This window comes from Paenibacillus sp. ACRRX, from assembly GCF_022346885.1.
Lineage (GTDB): Bacteria > Bacillota > Bacilli > Paenibacillales > Paenibacillaceae > Paenibacillus_B.
Window position 1 is genome coordinate 12,938 of sequence record NZ_JAKRNK010000004.1, and the last position, 20,025, is coordinate 32,962.

The following is a 20,025-nucleotide window of genomic DNA, read 5'->3' on the forward strand; positions in this document are numbered from 1 at the left end:
TCTGATGGATCTAGTCTCGAGGTTAGTTCGTTTGATCTTCATCCGTACATGCGCAGACAACATTTCTTTAACACAATAATTTTGTAATTTCCATTTAATACGGAACTTTCTTGATGAATGATCTTCAATGGAATATTGCTTAATATTTCATCAAACCTTCTGTTTATATCTGTTCCTAAAAAGGATGTGATCCTATTCAAGGGCTTCCCCATCAATAAATCATATAGAGGAGCTAAAATCTTATATTTCTTTATATTTGTGTTGTTTTGCATTGCAGGCATTCTTTCTCCTTTCATGTTCGTATGGCGCTGCAATTTGTAGGGATATCACCTAAAGTTGTAAGGTTCGTTGGATCATCCACTAGAATCTGCTGACCGAAATCCCGACCGATTATCACCACTTTGATACTTCCCAAAAAGCTGCTGACATTCGCAGTGTTATAGAAATACCCGCATGTCTTATCATATTCTTTCATGTTCTACAATATTATGATTTTATTCGTTAGTAATGGACTACGCCCAATCAGTGGCACCACACTACCATAAGGATAACTCTTCCAATCCTCTCTATTATTATACTTCTAATATCATAAATCTCTACCCAGAAAAGCATTCTGGAAAAATCGCGTTTATGTATATTGGATGGACAGGTCGAATTAAGTAGTCATAAAAAAAACTCCCTTCTACCTGGTAAATAACACAGATAAAAGAGAGTCATTATTAACATTCATTTGTTGCAGATGTAATGAAAATCCTTATTCCCACTCAATAAATCAATTCGCATACATTGGCTCAAAACGTTGATTTATCGAATTTTAGCGATTTTGGATTCACTTAAAATATGCTTAGTTAATTAAATTTGGTATCAAAGGTGGTCTCCTAGATTACTTAATGTACTAACTCCATATATTCCTTATTTAAAACGTCTAAAATAGATTTTTCCTGTTTTACATCAATTGAATAGCATTCATTAACAGTATTCTCTTTGATTTTTATTAAGAATGGATTCCATGTACTATTAAGTATTGACCAGTCTATGTGTCTCAGCACTTCGACATTTTCTTCCCACCCTAAAACAATATTTAATTGCTTATCTTCAAATATACTTTTATGTAGAATCAATGCCAATGAATTTTGAACAGCTTCATGCCCTAAAATATATAAAAGTGAATCCCCTGGGTTATCAGGTAAGTCATTTGCTAAAACATCGAAAAATCTTTCTAAGAAGCTTAACATTTTGTCATACTTATCTTTAATTAACTGTTCTTCATTATTTGTTAAAACTGATTTTCCAAAAAGAAGAATTGATATGAATTTTTTAAGACGCGCACTCGTAATAAACACCTTACTTTGTGGTCTACTAATTCTACTTTTATTAAATTCTACACCTATACCTTGTAAAGCTGACGATACATCATACAAGTCTTTAGTTAAAATATTCACTATTTCTCTACTATCATAAGCTGTAATTAAAGACATTGAAACTTTTACAGAATTAGAATTAATATCAGCAAATAAATTCTTCATATCATTTTGATTCATTCCAAAATAAAGCTGTAATGTAAATTCACTTTCCATTATTGCTTGTCTTTTCAAAAACTCGAATTTTTTATCATTTACATATGTCTCTAAAGCTTTGATTCTATGTTGACCATCAATCACTAATAAACAATTAGAATTAGAAATTTCAAGTTTTGAAGTCTCTTTGTTAAAATCTTTTATTAAATCACCTGTATATGCACATACTATTGAAGGAAAAAATATTCCTGGTGCTACATCATAACTATCAATATATTTCACTAATTTAGGTAATCGGTTTACATTTATATCTCTATTAACACTTTGGTCAATTCTATACATTTTTAATAAATCAACTAATTTTATCTGTGTTGTCATTATACCTATCTGTTTTTGAGGATTATTGTTTATTAATGAAATAGAACCTTTTAACTTTAATATAGTCATTTCACTAATACCTCCTCATATCTCACATTTAAATATTGATAGATCATTTTGATACCACGCACACCATTTGTAACATTATATTTTTTAGTACGTTCATTGTATTGTAATCCTATTTCTCGAAAATCCATATTTTTTTGTGCCCAGTTAATTTTAGAAAGAAAATGTTCAAATAAATCTTCCATATTCAGATTGGGATTTTCATACAATTTGTTTGCCACAAAGAATGTAATACCCGATAAAACTTTTGGTATATAGATAATGCTAGTGTCCCTTGTATAAATTTCTATAGGATAATAACGGCTTAATAACTGTAAATAGTTCATTGAGTTTTCTTTATACTCATTATATGTTTCTTCTTTAATTTTAGATTTAGCTTTTTGTGTATGAAGTAATTTTTCATTGAGAGTAACAATAATGTTATGCAAAGTAGCTGCTGTCATCATTTATGTTCTTGTATATTTAGCTCTTGTCTCAAAGGCATCTTCTGGAAGATAAGGATGATTTTCTATAATATCTTTTACTAAGTTCCCACATAAATCATCATCTTTATACATTATTAAAATTGTATTATTCGCTTTAGACGATTTAGTGTTTACATCTGTAAATAATTGCTTTTCTTCTTCTAACGATATATCTAAAAATATTTGTAAGGTAAATGGGAAATTTTTCACAAATTTGCATTGTTCAACGCTTTGTACATCATGTTTTCCTTCTAATCTTTTAATAATAAATTCAAATGCTTTAAGCCTATGCTGACCATCTAATAATGCTAATCTCTCATTTAATTTCAATTTATATTCGTTTGTATGGATGTTATATACTCCTTGCCCTCTAGCTGAAAGGATAATTGGCGGGAAATAGATATTGTTTCCATCAATTCCATATTGGATATATTGCTGAATATCTGCTACATGATAATCTAATATATCACGTTGTACAGTTCTATCAACTTCTATAAATTTAACCAATTGGCCTACTGAGCATTGTAATGATAAAATTTCTTTTCCAAAATGATCTCCTTTAATAGCTTGTAAACTTATATGATTCGCACCATTATTATCTACTAAATCCCTAATATCCAACTTTATCCCCCCAGTTTACTTGAGTAGATACAAAAATAGGAAAAACATATTTTTCTTATTTCCACAATATCACATAAAATATAAATTAAAAAGTTTGTTTTCGTCACTAAAGACTTAAAATACATCGACAACGAAAAAACTTCTATTTTTATTCTCACCTTTTTATAACTCTCTTATCTTTATCTGATTTTTAATAAAAGTTTTCTTGTATCTCCTTAAAAAAATTTACTTATTACTTACACGAATCAATTTCATAAACCCTAACTCTTCATATGACAGGTTTTTTATATAGAAAAAGGAGTTCCTCCCGAATTCTCAAATAGGTTAAGCAGCTAAACCCACCAATAGAGAAACGAACCGAGATGAACTCCAATGCAATATATCGAAACGAGATTCTGTTTTCCCTGCAAGATGTATATAACATGGAGAGAGAACAACGTTTTAATGTCTTGCATGTAGTTAATAAAAAGTCACATAAATAAAAAGCTTAGAAAAACCTAATTTTCATAGGCTCTCCAAGCTTTTTCTTATTGCTATTTAATTATTCCCACTCAATCGTTGCTGGTGGCTTCGACGTTACGTCGTACACGATACGGTTAACGTTATCGACCTCGTTAACGATACGAACGGAGATTTTCTCGAGAATATCCCAAGGAATACGCGCCCAGTCCGCTGTCATGCCGTCAATAGACGTTACCGCGCGGATGCCGACAGTGTAGGAATACGTACGCGCATCGCCCATAACGCCAACACTCTTCATGTCAGGCAGCGCTGTGAAGTACTGCCAGATCTCTTGATCCAATCCGGCCTTAGCAATCTCTTCGCGCAGAATCGCATCCGACTCGCGCACGATTGTAAGCTTGTCCTCTGTTACTTCGCCCAATACACGAATCGCAAGTCCTGGACCTGGGAATGGCTGGCGCCATACGATCGCATGTGGCATACCAAGCTCTTCGCCCACTTTACGTACTTCGTCTTTGAACAGCGCATTCAAAGGTTCGATTAGCTTAAACTTCATATCTTCCGGCAAGCCACCAACATTATGGTGCGACTTGATCGTTTGTGCGGTAGCTGTTCCGCTCTCTACGATGTCTGTGTACAACGTGCCTTGCGCCAAGAAGTCAAATTCGCCCAGCTTGGCAGACTCTTCGTCAAAGCAATAAATAAATTCGTTACCGATAATTTTGCGCTTCTGCTCTGGATCGGATACACCAGCCAGCTTGCCCATAAAGCGAGCACGTGCATCAATCTTGATGACGTTAAGGCCGAACTTGCCGCTAAACGTCTCCATTACACCTTCCGCTTCGTCTTTGCGGAGCAGGCCGTGATCAATAAACATACAAGTTAATTGTTCGCCAATGGCACGGTGGATCAGCATCGCTACTACAGATGAGTCAACGCCACCGCTTAGTGCGCACAGCACTTTGCTGTCGCCTACCGTTGTACGAATCTCTTCAATTTTATCTTCAATAAAGGATTCCATCGTCCAGTCGCCGTGGCACTTACATACGTCAAACAGGAAATTGTGAATCATCTCGTTCCCTTTGACAGAGTGACGCACTTCAGGATGGAATTGAACTGCATAGAAATTTTTTTCGGGATGGCTCATCGCTGCAATTGGTGCATGCTCTGTGCTTGCATCAATCTGGAAGCCTTTCGGAAGTTCCACAACCAAGTCGCCATGGCTCATCCATACAGTCTGGCTTGCTTCCAAACCTTTGATCAGACTGCTGTTTTCTTTAAATACAACGTCGGATTTCCCGTACTCTCGCTTACCCGCACGTTGTACTTTGCCTTCCATCTGATGAGACATCAATTGCATACCGTAACAAATGCCAAAGATCGGAAGTCCAAGGTCATAAATAGCTGGATCTACATGAGGAGCATTCTCCTCATATACGCTCGAAGGTCCGCCTGAGAATACGATCCCTTTCGGATTCATTTCCTTAATCTTCTCGACTGGTGTGTTATACGGAATCAACTCGCTGTATACACCTAAATCGCGAATACGACGTGCAATTAACTGATTGTATTGTCCACCGAAGTCAAGCACAACAATCATTTCATGATGCTTACTCATTAACGACGTGCCTCCTTGAAATATAATGAAAATGACAAGCTTTATTACCAACGCTCACATGAGCATCATGCCCATGCAGCGATAGCTATCTGGGTTGTTGAAAGTAAAGCTTCGTGCAACTGCACATTATGATATCTTAATCAAATGAAGGCCCGACGTCAATGAAACGACGACGCTCTATGCCTAACTTTTGTTACTATACCACATCCTGCCGCATAGCATACCCTGAATGTAAATGTTACTCGTTAATTTTCATTTCGTCAAAAATCGACAGGTTCTCGCTAGATACGCACAACAACAGGCCCGGTCTACATCCTATACCGAGCCTGTCTCCTATCAAACTAAATAACGCTCCTCGCTCTACGAGAATGCACCAGCACCGATACAGCTACAACGATGCACGGTAAATCGCTAGTACATCTTTGCGATCCAGCTTCTTGAAGTTGCCGAACGGACCAAAGAGCATCGCTTTATCGGCCATTTCCTCAAGCTTCGAATCATCAATATCATAATCAGCTAGTCGGCTAGGGGCTCCGATAGACGTCCAGAAGCTGCGCAGCGCCTCAATGCCTGCAAGCGCAACTTCTTCATCGGAACGGCCAGCTGAGTCGATGTTGAACACATTTACAGCAAGCTGTTTATAACGTCCCACATTCTCGGATAGTGTATGCTTCATCCAGTTCGGGAACAAAATAGCAAGCCCGCCGCCATGTGGAATATCGTACACCGCAGATACCGCATGCTCGATATTATGTGTCGCCCAATCGCCGCTCACCCCCATGCTTGGCATGCCGTTCAGTGCCAGCGTACCCGATAGCAGAATCGTCTCGCGCAGTTCCATATTGTCCAAGTCCTTTATAAGCTCAGGAGCTGTACGCACCACGCTCTTTAACAATGTCTCAGACCAACCATCCTGGACAAGTGTATTGGTCCCATGATGGAAATAGTTCTCGAACACGTGGGACATAATGTCCACCATACCATAGACCGTCTGATTCTCAGGTAACGTTGTCGTAAATGCAGGGTCAAGGATCGAGAACTTCGGATAGGCATGTGGGCTCCACCAGCCTAGCTTTTCATTGGTTTCCCAATTCGTTATGACCGAAGCGCCGTTCATTTCCGAACCCGTTGCCGCAATCGTCAGCACCGTGCCAAGTGGGAGGCCCGTCTGTGGAGCTGCTTTACGCAAGCAGAAATCCCACATATCGCCATCGTACTTCGCCCCGACAGCAATCGCCTTGGCACAATCGATGACACTTCCGCCCCCGACAGCCAGTATAAAGTCAACCTGCTGGGCACGACATAAGTCCACACCTTTATGTACAGTCGACAGTCGCGGGTTAGGCTCCACGCCTGCCAATTCAGTTACGCGTAATTCCATTCCGTTGAGAATATCCGTCACCTGAGTGTAAAGTCCATTCCGCTTGATGCTGCCCCCACCATAAACAAGCAGTACGCTGCTGTATGCCGATAGCTCCTGTTTCAAATGAGGCAATTGTCCCTTTCCAAATATAAGCTTTGTTGGATTGTGAAATTGAAATGCCTGCATCTCTCGAACTCCTCCTCTGAATGACCATTACATTAATACCCTCATTATAAAGGAAGTCTGGCACAATTGCCTCCTTCAGACCAAAAGGCAATCGCGCAGTTACTAGGTTTCTTCCTCCTTGGCCTCTTTAGCATCGGACTCATCCTGAAGCTCCATATCCTCACGTTTAATCAGTTCATGAATCTGATGCTTAATCGTCTCCGAACGTGTGCCGAATATGGCTTGAATGCTGTTCCCAACTTCTAACACGCCAGAGGCTCCCAACTCCTTCAGCTTGGTTTTGTCTACTTGTCCTGCTTCGTTTACCTGCACCCGCAGACGTGTAATACACGCATCTAACGAGCCAATATTCGTTTTACCGCCAAGTGCATTCAGAATTCCTCGCGGCAATTCGTCTGCTGATGATGCCTGAACGACAGTACCGCCTTGAACTGCGATCTCCCGCCCTGGTGTTCGCAGGTTGAAGTTCCGTATTGCAAGTCGAAAACCAAAATAATAGATCAAAGCCAGCACTAATCCTGCTGGGATGACAAGCCAATAAGGCGTCCGATTTTGAAGCACACCAAACAACAAATAATCGATCACACCACCTGAGAAAGTCATCCCGATCTTGACCCCGAGCAGATGCATCGTTAAGAAAGACAGGCCTGCAAAGAGTACATGCACCGCAAACAACACCGGCGCCACAAACAGAAACGAGAACTCTAGCGGCTCTGTTATCCCCGTTAGGAACGATGTCAGTGCAGCTGAGCCCAGCAAGCCCGCAACCAGCTTTTTATTTTCAGGGCGAGCCTCATGGTACATTGCCAATGCTGCGGCAGGCAGCCCGAACATCATAAACGGGTATTTTCCCGTCATAAAGGTTCCCGCTGTCAGTTCGACTCCATCTTTTAACTGTGCAAAAAATATTTTCTGATCACCACGAACCAACTCGCCTGCTTTGTTAATATACTGTCCAAACTCAAACCAGAACGGTGCATAAAAAATATGGTGCAGCCCGAAAGGAATCAAGGCACGCTCGCAGGTTCCGAAAATCAATGCCGCCATCGAGCGATTCGAATCAATGAGTGAGTGCGAGAATGCATTTAAGCCATTCTGTACAGGAGGCCATATAATTGTCAGCAGCACCCCTATCAGCAAGGCCGTGACCGCCGTAATAATGGGGACAAATCTTTTGCCCGCAAAAAATCCGAGATAAGACGGCAGTTCAATCGTAAAAAATCGTTTGTACAACGTAGCTGCTGTTATCCCGATAATAATCCCCCCGAACACACCTGTCTGCAAAGTTGGGATACCTTGCAAAGATGCATATGAGAAGTCCTGTGCAACCAACTCGGGTGTCACCTTCATAATGACTTTCATTGTGACGTTCATGACAAAATAACCTACGATAGCAGCCAATCCCGCCACGCCGTCTCCACCTGCCAGGCCAATCGCAACCCCTACAGCAAACAACAAAGATAGATTGTCAAATACGATACCACCTGACTGTTCCATTACACTGGCAATCGTACTCCATGCCGGCCCGCTAAGCGCCGGAATCCGTTCGATTAAGTCTGGATTGCCAAGGGCGTTGCCGACACCTAGCAGAATTCCCGCAGCTGGCAAGATCGCAACTGGCAGCATAAGTGCTTTTCCGACTTTTTGTAAAACACCAAACAATGATTTAAACATATATTCTTTCAACCCCTGACTGTACACATGTTCATGACATACGAAAATCTGCTGTTAACATTTCCTGCAATGACGCGAACTATACAGAACAAGGCACAATGATTGCCTGCTAAACAATACTTGCCAGCTCGGGTTTATCCTATTTTTTCATATTTATGTTGCTAAACAAACTATAGGTTACTATAATAGTAGTAACTTTTTATGTTTAAGGAAGGGTGTGTCTGTTTGAATTTACGTGTTTATTTATTGGCCGTTTCCGCCTTTGTCGTCGGCACGGTAGAGCTGATCGTCGGAGGTATACTCGACCTGATTGCAGCGGATTTGCACATTTCCGTTAGCGCTGCAGGCCAATTTATAACCATATTTTCGGTCGCATTTGCTATATCGGCGCCAATATTGATGAATCTTACAGCGAAAATGGAACGCAAAAAGCTGTATTTATACGCTCTTGCCGTCTTTGTACTCGCCAATTTGATTGTTGCTTTCAGCTCGAGTTATGCGCTTACGCTGTCTGCGCGCGCTTTATCAGCGATGAGCGGTTCCGTCATCATTGTGTTATCCATTACGATGGCATCTAAACTCGTCCCTGAATCCCATCGAGGAAGAGCAATCGGTGTTATCTATATGGGTATTAGCGGCTCGCTTGTGCTTGGAGTTCCTATCGGAATGGTTATCGGAAACGCTTATGGATGGAGAGCGCCTTTCCTACTGATTGTGGCGTTAAGCCTTGTTGCAATGATCTGCATCGCCTTGTTCCTGCAGCGAACCCAGCCAAGTCCTGCTGTACCACTTCGCCAGCAGCTTTCTACGCTGCGCAGCAGCAAGATCATAAGCGGTCAACTCATCTCATTTATAATGCTAACAGGACATCTGACGCTGTATGCTTACCTTGCGCCTTTTGTGCAATCCAACTTTGACATTAGTCCAACGATGATGAGTGTAGTCTATTTCATGTTTGGGATTGCCGCCGTATCCGGTGGTGGACTTGGAGGCTTGCTGTCAGATAAATGGGGCGTTAATAAAACGATTCTGTTGATCGTAACCTGCTTCTCGGGAGCCATGTTTATGATGCTGCTCGCTTCCCAAGCATCGATTTACGTATTTATGGCAGCCATGATGATCTGGGGCGGACTCAGTTGGGCCTTGTCGCCTGCACAGCAATCCTACCTGATCAAGCATGCGCCAGATACCGTCGAAATTCAGTTGAGCCTGAATAACTCGGTTATGCATCTAGGTATTGCTACCGGCTCCTTTATTGGGGGTATTGTGATCGAGAAGAGTTCTGTCGCTAACAACCCATGGGTAGGCGGTATGATCGCCCTGTTGGCATTAGGATGCGCAGCCTTCTCCATTAGCCGCAAGCCGATCGATACAAACGTGTCAGCCACTAAACGTCCTTCTGCTTCGGCAGTTGGTTCGATTGCTGAACAAGCATAATTCGATGTGTTAACGAAATAAAAGGGTCTGTCCCAAAAGTGTTCGCAGTACCGAGAACAGCCCAGAATGATTAGTGAATGACCTCAAATTCTACGATGTAGTGGGATGTGAGGTCATTTTTATGCGCAAAATGCAAATACCATAGAGCCCGAAAGATCATAAAAGGGCTTTGGGGACAGTCCCTTTTTTTGTATTCAGCCTGACTAACAGCGTCTTGTATCAGCTCTAATTTAAAATTTGGATAGGTAGAACATTCGCTTTCATGCTACGATAAATGTACAAGTTAATGAGGTTAATAGGGTAGTTGTTCAAAGCATCAATCATCTAATTATCCATTGAATCTATGACGGGGATAACATGATACAGGGGGAAGCGAAGATGACAGAAGGTGCAATTTCATTTACAGGGGAAGACGGGCTCGACAATTTGCTGTTGCTGGATCGCACGCAGCAAGATGAAGCGCAGGACATTCTGTATCCCTTTGCGCTAGATGAACTGCTGTGCAAGCACACAGGCAATGGAGGTCCAGCAGTGTGTCACTTGTGGCGCCATCCACGCGGCTTTGTGATGGGACTGCGCGACAGCAGACTTCCGCAAGCCGCCGCAGCACAAGATTGGCTGGAGTCGCTTGGCTATTCGACCGCTGTTCGGAGTACAGGTGGTGCAGCTGTCCCCCTCGACTTGGGTGTCGTAAACATTTCATTGATACTGCCGAAGCAAGGTTTAGGGGACAAATGCTTCCGTTCCGATTATGAGCGCATGTATCGCTTGATCCAGCTTGCCTTACAGAGCACAGGTTGCACCGTCGACAAAGGTGAAATAGACGGCGCCTACTGCCCTGGTGATTTCGATCTGAGCATAGGAGGCATCAAGTTCTGCGGGATCGCACAGCGACGTCAAGCCCAAGCTTTCGTCGTACAAGCATTTGTCATCTGCCAAGGCTCGGGCAAAGCAAGCGCCGAGTTGGTCAGATCCTTCTACGATCGCGCAGCAGCGGGTGTAACGCAAGCCGACCATCCTATTGTGACAGACGACAAAACGGGCAGTCTGGAAGAACTGACCTCTCTTGGGAGCAGTGCCGCGCAAGCTTTTGTTGAAGCCGTGAAGCAGGTCATCCGTGAACGCCAATCCAGCCCTGACATTGCTGAAGCAGCCACCAAACTATGGCTGCCAGAGCCAGAACAAGTACACACTGTCATCGATACCCTTCGAAACCGTTACGGGATAGAGCGGCACAAGTAACCAACAAGCCCACCACTTTACTATAATGTGAAGTGGTGGGCTTGCTTTGGCATATGTAACGGTGCTAGTGACCAGCTTAATACCTCAACCTCATCAACAGGGCTTTCATTTCCGCATCCTGCATCAATTCTGTCGCATACTTCCGCGATATAATTGCAAGCGCCACGTCATGATGGAAGAACTCCGTAAAAAACTTCACGAATGGCTGCGCCATCGTCCGCATGGCCTGCCAATTACCCTCTTCCATGCCGGCAAACAGCACTTGATTACCATCTGCAATAATCAGTTTGAACTGCTCCAATATCATCTCATGTCCATCTGTCGGCTCAAGTACGTTCATCTTTGTCAGTTTGACAGCACCAGGATTGCCGCCTGTAACCAACACTTCAACATCTACACCCTGCTGCTCCTTTTGCTCCAAAAGTGGAGCGAACTCCTTAAACTCGTCCACCCACATCGATAACACGATAGAACGCTCCGCCTGATCAATCAGCTGTCGGCAGTAAGCTTGAATGGAACTGTTTGTCTTTAGGCTCCACACTTGGTCGTCCGCATAAGTTCGGCGTGTCCCTGCTCTTCTGAGATCAGCAATATCACGTTCAAATTCGTGAGTCAGCTTATCAATCACAATCTGCATTGGGATTGCCGCATAAGTACGCTTTTTGCCCGAGACAGCATCTGATACGATCCCTTTTTCTACGAGCTTGGCAATCACCTCATAAATCTTAGCCTTAGGCACGCCCGAATGCTTAACGATCGTCGTAGCATCCATCGGTTCCGCATGAGTAACCAGCGCTTCATATACTTTACTTTCATATTGGGAAAATCCGAACTTCTGCAGCATATCGTTCCTCCATGTCGATTCATCCGATTCCACAGAACAGCTATCTGTCTACGACTAGTTTACTTGAAGACTTCATGCACAAACAAGCTCACTTCGGATATCACCCCATACACTTTGTCTGAATAAATAGCAAAAAGGAACTCCGCCTCCTCATAATAAGAGGGTAAGAGTTCCCGACATTAGTTAATGATATGATCTATTTATGTGTTTAACTTAACAGCTACTGTACGACCTCTTCCCTTTTACCCCAATACTCCTTTTGGAACGTATAGTCCTAGTTCCTGAAGCGCCGCTGCTATGCCGCCATCTGCCGAGGATAATGTGACACGATGAGCCACGCGCTTCACTTCTTCTTTGGCATTGCCCATAGCTACACCAACACCTACATATTGCAGCATCTCCAAGTCGTTTAATCCGTCTCCAAATGCAACGCTATGCTCTGCTTCAAGCTTGGCATCCTTTAGATAATGCTGAATGCCTATTGCTTTCGATATGCCTTGCAGTTGCACATCAAGCGCATTATCGTGCCACCGTATAAATTGCAGCTCCGGCAACTGCTCCACATAATCCGCCAAGTCCGCATCCTTACAAAATAACAATCCTTGATAAATATCACAGTTCTTGTACAAGTCCGGTTGAACTGGGGGCGCTGGGATGTCATGTACACCAAGACACTCCTCCACTAACGGATGCTCCCTAGTAAGGGACATATCCTCCGCACCGATCCAGCCGATAGCATGTCCATTCGGATCTGCTGCTGCTTGAAGCCGATCCAGCAAGTCTATCGGCATAGGTGTATGTGCGACAACTCGGTCATTACGCACCACATATCCTCCATTTAAGCTCACGTAGGAATGGATATTTAAGGCCTCTCTTATATGTGCAAACGTTGCAGGTGTTCGACCAGTAGCAATTGCGGTCTCAATCCCGTTCTCCTGCAAGTGCCTGATCGCGTCACGCGTAGACTCTGGAATCTGCTTCTGCTCATCCAACAACGTTCCATCAATATCAAAAAACACAATACGGTAACTCATCCGTGACCCCTCCCACTTTCTATCTGTTACAAAGCTGTCTGCTGCCATCCTGCCAGCAGTGCCTTGCTAGTGGCCGTGTATCGTTACGCCCTCAGCGTATATATTGTGTTCTCTGCATTTGGTAACGCCAATAGCACGGCCTGTCGATCATGTTGCTCTTTCAGCTTACGATATGAAACGCTTTTCAGGTCAACCTTTTTATTTATTCTTAAAGAAGCGTAAAATAAAGAGTAGTGGGAAAACAGGAGGAATGATGATGGCTAACATCAAACAGATCGCCCTTGCAGCAGGTGTCTCAGTTACAACTGTATCACGAGTAATAAATGGACATCCATATGTCTCTGAAGACAAGCGCAGTGCAGTATGGAAAGCCATTGAGCAGTTGCAGTACAAGCCTAACCGCAATGCTGTCAATTTGGCCAAAGGCGAGACCCGCATGGTGGCGGTTCTGCTGCCGTTTGCCAATCATCCCTACTTTGCGGGTATGCTGGAGGGCATTTCCTATTTTGCGCTGCAGCATCAGTATCATATCGTGTTGTGCCAGACGGATTACAAACCGGAAGAGGAGATTCGCGCTCTAGATCTGCTGCGAGACAAGCAAGTAGATGGCGTGATCATCTGTTCAAAGCAAAGTAATTGGTCAGCTATTGAACCTTATGCAGCATACGGCCCGATTGTAGTCTGTGAGTATACAGAGTCCACGGCGCTTTCTTCTATATATGTAGATTATTATGAAATTACACGTTATATCATGAACATGTTGATCGACCAAGGGCACCGTCACATTGGATATTGCATCGGGAGACCTGACAGCTTTAACAGCTTGAATCGCATTCGCGCGTATCAGGATGCACTACAGGCCATTCAAGAACCTCTTGTTCCAGAATGGACTTTTGCGAACTGCTACCAATACGATCACGGGGCAGAGGTTATTCGTGCCATAAGCAATTTGCAAGTACGTCCAACAGCGCTTGTCGTTGCTGGAGATCAATCCGCCGCAGGTATTCTGCTGGAAGCCGCCAAGCTAGGTATTAAGGTGCCTGAACAGCTTTCTGTCATCGGGTTCGATAATATTCCGATAGCAAGCGTGCTTGAATTATCAACATTTGACCATTCAAGTTACGATATTGGCTGTCTGGCTTTTACAATCTTTTATCGACAATTACACGCAGACGTGCCGCAAGCAGAGAAGCATCAGCTCCCATACCACTTTATCGAACGTGCTACCGTTGGACAGGCACCTTCTTCCAATACTGTTCTGTCATATGCGAAGACGCCAGTTCAGGAGTGAAGCGGTTCCTAGACTGGCGTCAACTACTATTGGCTGCGGCTCTGTTTTTTGTCCGCACGCAGCCATTCCAATACTCCTGCACATCCATCCACAAACCGCGTGCGGTGAATACGTTCCCCTTGATACTTGGCATATAACATCGCGTTGCAGTCTTTGGCAAACAATTGCAGCAATTGCACAGTGTCCTTATGCAGTGACAATTGTGACACCCCCTCCAAATACTCGTCAAGCGTCATGCCATTAGGGCGATGGCCGCAGCGGCGCTCAATGAGCTGCCAAGCCAGCTTGCCCATTAAAGGCACCCGCTCCGCATCATAATACTGCTGCTGCGACGAAACGAGCCTTTTTAACTGCCGCAGCGGAGCATTATATCGCAGCATCCTGGCGAAATAACGAATGCTTAACAGTAAGGCTAGCAGTATAAAAATGAATAGGATGCTCCCCATCATCGGAATTTCGTCCCACAACTGCCCAATAATTGTACCTCTTTTGGTTGACCTTTCCTGATCTGCTTGTTTATCCGTCAAAATCCCCTGCCAATAAGCCCCGCTTGTTATACGGGCCCATTCCATCGAAGCCTGCTGTGACATGATGTCCATACCCCAAGCTGCTGCTTTCCTCCATCTCTGGAACTGCTGCACAGTATCGTCCCAGAAACTCGACCATATATGCCCCCAAGAACCATCTGATGATGCTAAAGAATTGGAGGCCGATCGTTCCTTTAACGGTAACACCTTGTGTTCCGCTGCGAGTCGCAGCCATTCTCCGTCAATAGGAGCCTGCACAACATCGGTATCCATTGCTGTACTTACACGCGGAGTAGTTGCGGTATCAGCAGTATGAACCATATTTGTTCTCCTCGGCGTAATGCCCAGTTGTCTCGTACCTTCCACATGATCCGCAGCTTTTAGGCGCATGGTGCTAGCCTGATTTGCATTACTTGTTAGACTCTCTGCTGTCCTAGCAGTTCCTCCTGCACGCTCAGTTCCCGCAGTCTGACTTGAATCCAATTTGATGGCTGACTGAACACCACTTGGCGGTGTCGCTTCAAATGCAACCCAACCGACTTGCGGAAAATATACTTCCACCCATGAATGTGCGGCTGACGCCTGCACCACATATTGGCCCGGCGCTTCGACCTGTCCTGGGGCAAACCCTTTCACCCAACGTGCAGGGATTCCCTCTGCACGCAGCAGTACGGCCATAGCCGTAGAAAAGTGATTGCAATAGCCTTGACGCTGCTCAAATAAAAATTGATCCACAAAGTCAGTGCCAATTGCTGGGACAGCGGTCTCTGCTTTGGTGTACGCATAATGGCTTAACAGATAATGCTGAACTCTTTTTACCTGCTCGTACCGTGCCGCTGCGGGTGATAGGATCTCGTTAGCCAATTTACGAACCCTATCAGGTGTTGATTGCGGCAGGCTTGTATACGTCGCCGTAATCTCACTTGGATCTGCGATGTCTTCCAGTTGGCTCCACTTTTCCCTATCCATTTGGAATATCCGGGTCTCGTATGAATACCTCAAAGGTATAGACAAGGAGAACTCATCCGTTTGATCGCCTCCGACAGCCCGATATCGTTCCCACGCCCGCTCGTACTTCAGCTTGGGCAGACGTTTACCGGCGTCGTAGTATTGTCCCTGTGTATAATCACTCGTATGATCACTTTCCCAGCTTTGCAGCCTTTCAGGCCGTCCGCCAAATACAAGCGGCATCCGCAGCGCTTCGCTTGCTTCAAGCTGGATGGTTTGTGTAATCGGCCTTGACCAACCGAGCTTTGCAGCTTGCTTATCCGCTGCCTCTGAGCTTATAGCCCCCGATGGATCAAGTACTTCTGGGCTTAATGCAGCTTCTTCATCTGGCACTTCCCAGCCACGCCCCGTATAGATGCTCTTGGATTCAACACGCCAGTACGTAGGCGCTGGCGTACTCGCAAGAAATAGAATCGCTGCATCATCGGATACGGGTGCACCTAATTCTGTATCATCTGTGCCGTAGCCCGTCCTAGCTGGCCCACCTGCCAGACCTGCGGGCCCCTCTTTGGTTCTGCCAGCAGTCTCACGGATAGCTTGTGCAGCGGTATCCGCTGCTTCCTGTACCCAGCTTGTTAGAGCTGGCCATGATTTGGGCTTATCCCACTGTGCTGCTTGTCCCCATAAAGCAAATAAGGCGACTAGTCCAGTACTAAACAGCACCGTAGCCAGCCACCACCGAACCGGCCAAGCCATGTTCGTATATGTTCGATCCCACCTCTTCTGCCTCTGCAATTGCAGACAAGAGGCGAGCGCAGCTGTCCACGCTATCGTACGGACGAGCCCATAGGCATTGTCGGCGCCCAACACCATTTGAAGAATAACTAAATAAGCCAGTGTCGCCCCACTGAACAACAGAATGGAATGCTGTGTTAGCATCAACGACTGGATAAGCGCACACAGGATTACAATCCCAACGATGAGCAGAAGCGTTTGCAATTCTTCTCCGATTGGCGCCCATTGCCACTGGATCAAGCCTGCCCCAAGCAGCTGCATATCGACTGCTATGCCTGTATACAGCCTCGCAAAACCGTGGCTGACCGCACTTACGTTATGTATGAAGTCCCCGCTCATACCTGTTAAATCTGCTTGTCTGCTCTCTGCCGCTGCACCGAGTACCCATGCGCTGGATAAGACCGCAATACCGGCTCGGACGATCAGAAGCAACAGGACTCTTCTGGTAAGGAATACTCCTGCCAAGAGACTGCCCACAATCGTGCAGACAATTGGCAAGACATGCAGCAAGATTTCCTTACCTCCATAGTACTGGAGTGGAATGAGCCATTCCATAAACAAGCCGAACAGCAGTACTGTACATGTCACCTGCTGCCACAATTGCACTCCATTCCGCTCCATGGCGTCTTTTCCATAGGGCTCGACATACAGCTTTGTTGAGGCATAGACCTGTTTAATGAGATGAGGCTGCATAATCAGGTTCCTCCTTTCGAGTCGGGAGAGAAGATGGCTCTTCAGCAGCACGTGACCTTACCTGCTTGGCATCCGCATCATCAGTTAAGGTCACCCATACAGCAATGCGGCACCCACGTAATTGTGTTTGTACTCGAGGTGCTCCATCCGATACCTCTAAATGGCTGATGACCACAATGTCGCAGCCTTGGACTTGCTGATGCAGTGCCTTGTTAGAGCTTGTCCTGCATACAGCGTCCTCGAAAGAGGATACATACTCACTATCCTTATCCATACATATGTCATTCGATGACATTAAAGGCAAGCTTGCTAACGCAATTGCGCGGCTGATTGCCTCCATTCCCACCTGCATTTCACCCTGATTAAGCCATATTAATCTGACCAAAATGCCTTGTCTCCAACCTATAGAGCACCATTCCGCTGCCGCATCCAGTGCTTCCTCCAGTAATTTCTGCTGATCCGCTTCATGACGAACCGACGCCTCCAGCCAACTCTCATCCAGTACAATCGTGAGCTGCATCTTTTCTGCCTCGCGCGAGACTTTAACGGTCAGCTGTCTGTGCTTGGCATATGACCGCCAATGAATAGATCGCCAAGGATCGCCTGGCTGATATGAACGAAGCTCCGGTGTCGGAACACCTCCCCGACTATACGATACTGCTGTATCATGTTCCACTTGTGCACCATCAGTCTGTATAAAGGATAATGGAAGATTGGTATTCGATTCCTTCCATTTCCCTGCACTCGGCATAATAAGTACGTCACTAGCGGGTAATCGGACATGATGGCTGTTCATCTTCTTCGTAAACCAGCCCCATATATCACCCGTGTACAGCTCTGTGCTTACAAATCGGTATATTCCTCTTGGCATCTGTGGCAGTAATTGCGAGTAGGCAAAGCTCTTGCGACCATTGGGATGGATCAGCTTAGTACTGCTCCAGTACATCTTATTTGCTGAATATGCCCCCGTAGAACAAGCTGGCATTCGATTCATGACACCTGCCTGATCAGTACCAGCGTGATAAGGATCGTACATCTCCTTTACCGCTTGAGTGAATCTATTAGGGTCTGACTCAGTTGCCCCCAACTCATCGCTTACCAGTTCCCATATCTCTTCCACGCGTATATAAAGCCAGGGGAGCCTTGTTCCTGAAGACAATGTAGTGCACCATTCCAACTGACTCTGAAAAGCCCCATTGATCTCTTCATTAATCTTTGTATAGACGCGAACAGGTTCTTCATAAAGAGCCCACTTGAACCACACGCCGTATAGCGCGTATAACGTCACCATTGCACCTATAAATGAGGCGGCTGCATGCAGTTGCGTCCAGCCATAGATAAGCAAGACGATGCCCACGGCTGCTGTCAACACAATACGCACAACGCATGACTGCGCCTGCCTGCGTAGGCTCCTCATCGGAACAAGCCTCCGAACCAGCTTGGGCCATCTCCTCGTGTCTTGACGTGACTTGTAACTGTCTGCCGAGCCGTTTCCTGCATAAATGAGCGCCCTCCGCTGCGATGACGCTTGGCAGTTATACCTATACCCATTCGAACATCAGATCCCCTGCTTGAGCCGATGATCGCATGTTGGGTCATGCCAATGCTTGAACTCGTACTTGCTCCGATAGTTGTGTCTGTATTTTTATCCACCCTATTATCCATCCTTGAACTCCCACGTATGCCCCTGCCCATACCCCCACGCCTACGAGCGGCTCCGTCTAGATCACTTTGCCTCGTAAAGCTTGGGATGGGAATGCTAGCAATCGTCTCTCTTATAACGTTACCTGCGGTATCTTGAGAAAGGGCGTGCTTCAACACTAGCCGATGCGCCAGGACAGGTGCAGCGATTACCTTCACATCGTCCGGTATAACATAAGCCCTGCCCGACAGAAACGCCTGCGCCTGAGCAGCTTGCATCAGGGCAACCGTACCGCGCGGACTAACACCGAGCACAACCTGCTCATGTGTGCGTGTTGCTTGCGCAATGTCCGCCATGTAACGGCATAACGTATCATCCACATGAATGCAGCGAATGCGTCTAATCAGCAGCGCCCATTCTTCCGGGGTAAATACCGGCTGTACCCGTGGCCGAGTCACACGTTCAATCCGACTCTGTTCGCGTACAAGCATGTCAGCCTCGCCATGAACATCCGGATATCCCAAGGATAAGCGAGTCATAAAACGGTCCAGCTCAGCCTCTGGCAGACGATATGTGCCTTCAAAAGCGAGCGGATTTTGCGTCGCGACAATCATAAAAGGCTCTGGCAGCGGACGTGTTACGCCGTCTACTGTAACTGACCGTTCTTCCATCGCCTCCAGCAAAGCCGATTGCGTGCGTGCTGACGCCCGATTCAACTCATCCGCCAATACAACGTTGGCAGCAAGCGGCCCCTCGCTATAGCGGAGTACTCCAGTCGCCGGGTCCAGTACCATGCTGCCCGTAATATCCGCTGGCATCATGTCGGGCGTCATTTGTACGCGACGGAACGTGCCGTCTGCAAGCTGAGCCAGCGCTCTCGCCAGCAGCGTCTTGCCTACGCCCGGCACATCCTCCAGCAGAAGATGGCCGCCGGCCAGCATCGTCAAGCAAGCCAATCTTACAGGTTCCGGCTTGCCGATCACGACTTCATTAAGACGCTGCTGCATTTGTTCCCAACCGTATTGTACAAAAGTAGAAGTCCATACTTCTTTGGAATGAATAGATTCATGGTTATACATGCTATCAGGTCCCTCCATTCTTATCATGGCGCTATCACGGTACAACAAAGGCCCGGGACGATGATCACGTACGCGTCACGCGTCGCATGAACCGATCCCGGGCCGCCCTATCAGATAGTGTCGCCCAATAGAATAGATTTCAAA

15 protein-coding genes are annotated in these 20,025 nt (G+C 45.5%); 3 read left to right on the plus strand and 12 right to left on the minus strand.

Translation table 11 applies throughout. The features are described 5' to 3' along the window. Window positions 1–38 precede the first annotated feature (38 nt). The 7 genes from MH117_RS13360 to ptsG all read right to left on the minus strand — a co-directional run bounded on the left by MH117_RS13360 (window position 39) and on the right by ptsG (window position 8,349). Window positions 39–296 carry a hypothetical protein gene (locus MH117_RS13360; protein ID WP_239329240.1) on the minus strand — a complete coding sequence of 86 codons (258 nt, stop codon included), beginning with the start codon at window positions 294–296 and terminating at the stop codon, window positions 39–41. A gap of 591 nt (window positions 297–887) precedes the next feature. After that, window positions 888–1,964 carry a DNA sulfur modification protein DndB gene (locus tag MH117_RS13365; RefSeq protein WP_239329241.1) on the minus strand — a complete coding sequence of 359 codons (1,077 nt, stop codon included), beginning with the start codon at window positions 1,962–1,964 and terminating at the stop codon, window positions 888–890. Continuing rightward, on the minus strand, window positions 1,961–2,404 hold the full coding sequence (locus MH117_RS13370; protein WP_239329242.1) for a hypothetical protein: 444 nt from the start codon (window positions 2,402–2,404) through the stop codon (window positions 1,961–1,963). Before MH117_RS13370 ends, MH117_RS13365 begins: the two co-directional genes overlap by 4 nt. A gap of 3 nt (window positions 2,405–2,407) precedes the next feature. Further along, entirely contained in the window at window positions 2,408–3,046 is a 639-nt protein-coding gene (locus MH117_RS13375; RefSeq protein ID WP_239329243.1) for a DNA sulfur modification protein DndB, read from the minus strand. 541 nt (window positions 3,047–3,587) lie between these two features. Beyond that, window positions 3,588–5,126 (minus strand): glutamine-hydrolyzing GMP synthase, encoded by a 1,539-nt coding sequence (gene guaA / locus MH117_RS13380; RefSeq protein ID WP_239329244.1) that lies wholly within the window; start codon window positions 5,124–5,126, stop codon window positions 3,588–3,590. 388 nt (window positions 5,127–5,514) lie between these two features. Continuing rightward, the gene (locus MH117_RS13385; RefSeq protein WP_239329245.1) at window positions 5,515–6,675 is read right to left on the minus strand and encodes an iron-containing alcohol dehydrogenase; all 1,161 of its coding nucleotides are present in this window, start codon (window positions 6,673–6,675) and stop codon (window positions 5,515–5,517) included. A 102-nt stretch (window positions 6,676–6,777) separates the two neighbouring features. Beyond that, window positions 6,778–8,349 (minus strand): glucose-specific PTS transporter subunit IIBC, encoded by a 1,572-nt coding sequence (gene ptsG, locus MH117_RS13390; protein ID WP_239329246.1) that lies wholly within the window; start codon window positions 8,347–8,349, stop codon window positions 6,778–6,780. Between the two features lie 225 nt (window positions 8,350–8,574). Between ptsG and MH117_RS13395 the strand changes: the two genes are divergently transcribed. Next, window positions 8,575–9,786: an MFS transporter gene (locus tag MH117_RS13395; RefSeq protein ID WP_239329247.1), complete on the plus strand. Its 1,212-nt coding sequence runs from the start codon at window positions 8,575–8,577 to the stop codon at window positions 9,784–9,786. Window positions 9,787–10,164: 378 nt separating this feature from the next. Beyond that, window positions 10,165–11,028, plus strand: a complete 864-nt coding sequence (locus MH117_RS13400) for a lipoate--protein ligase family protein (RefSeq protein WP_239329248.1) — start codon at window positions 10,165–10,167, stop codon at window positions 11,026–11,028. Between the two features lie 76 nt (window positions 11,029–11,104). On the opposite strand, the gene MH117_RS13405 is transcribed toward MH117_RS13400, so the two are convergent. Both MH117_RS13405 and MH117_RS13410 read right to left on the minus strand, forming a co-directional pair. Further along, on the minus strand, window positions 11,105–11,872 hold the full coding sequence (locus tag MH117_RS13405; RefSeq protein ID WP_239329250.1) for a TrmB family transcriptional regulator: 768 nt from the start codon (window positions 11,870–11,872) through the stop codon (window positions 11,105–11,107). Window positions 11,873–12,114: 242 nt separating this feature from the next. After that, window positions 12,115–12,906 (minus strand): Cof-type HAD-IIB family hydrolase, encoded by a 792-nt coding sequence (locus tag MH117_RS13410; protein WP_239329251.1) that lies wholly within the window; start codon window positions 12,904–12,906, stop codon window positions 12,115–12,117. A 256-nt stretch (window positions 12,907–13,162) separates the two neighbouring features. On the opposite strand from MH117_RS13410, the gene MH117_RS13415 reads away from it, so the two are divergent. Continuing rightward, window positions 13,163–14,197 carry a LacI family DNA-binding transcriptional regulator gene (locus MH117_RS13415; protein WP_239329252.1) on the plus strand — a complete coding sequence of 345 codons (1,035 nt, stop codon included), beginning with the start codon at window positions 13,163–13,165 and terminating at the stop codon, window positions 14,195–14,197. 26 nt (window positions 14,198–14,223) lie between these two features. Here MH117_RS13415 and MH117_RS13420 read toward each other — a convergent pair whose 3' ends face one another. Genes MH117_RS13420 through MH117_RS13430 form a run of 3 tightly spaced genes read right to left on the minus strand, consistent with a single transcriptional unit; the run spans window position 14,224 to window position 19,881 of the window. Continuing rightward, on the minus strand, window positions 14,224–17,160 hold the full coding sequence (locus tag MH117_RS13420) for a transglutaminase-like domain-containing protein (protein WP_239329253.1): 2,937 nt from the start codon (window positions 17,158–17,160) through the stop codon (window positions 14,224–14,226). Then, complete coding sequence (locus MH117_RS13425) at window positions 17,141–18,577, minus strand: DUF58 domain-containing protein (protein WP_239329254.1); 1,437 nt, start codon at window positions 18,575–18,577, stop codon at window positions 17,141–17,143. Before MH117_RS13425 ends, MH117_RS13420 begins: the two co-directional genes overlap by 20 nt. After that, the gene (locus tag MH117_RS13430; RefSeq protein WP_239329255.1) at window positions 18,574–19,881 is read right to left on the minus strand and encodes an AAA family ATPase; all 1,308 of its coding nucleotides are present in this window, start codon (window positions 19,879–19,881) and stop codon (window positions 18,574–18,576) included. The genes MH117_RS13425 and MH117_RS13430 overlap by 4 nt, the downstream gene beginning before the upstream one ends. Between the last annotated feature and the right edge of the window lie 144 nt (window positions 19,882–20,025).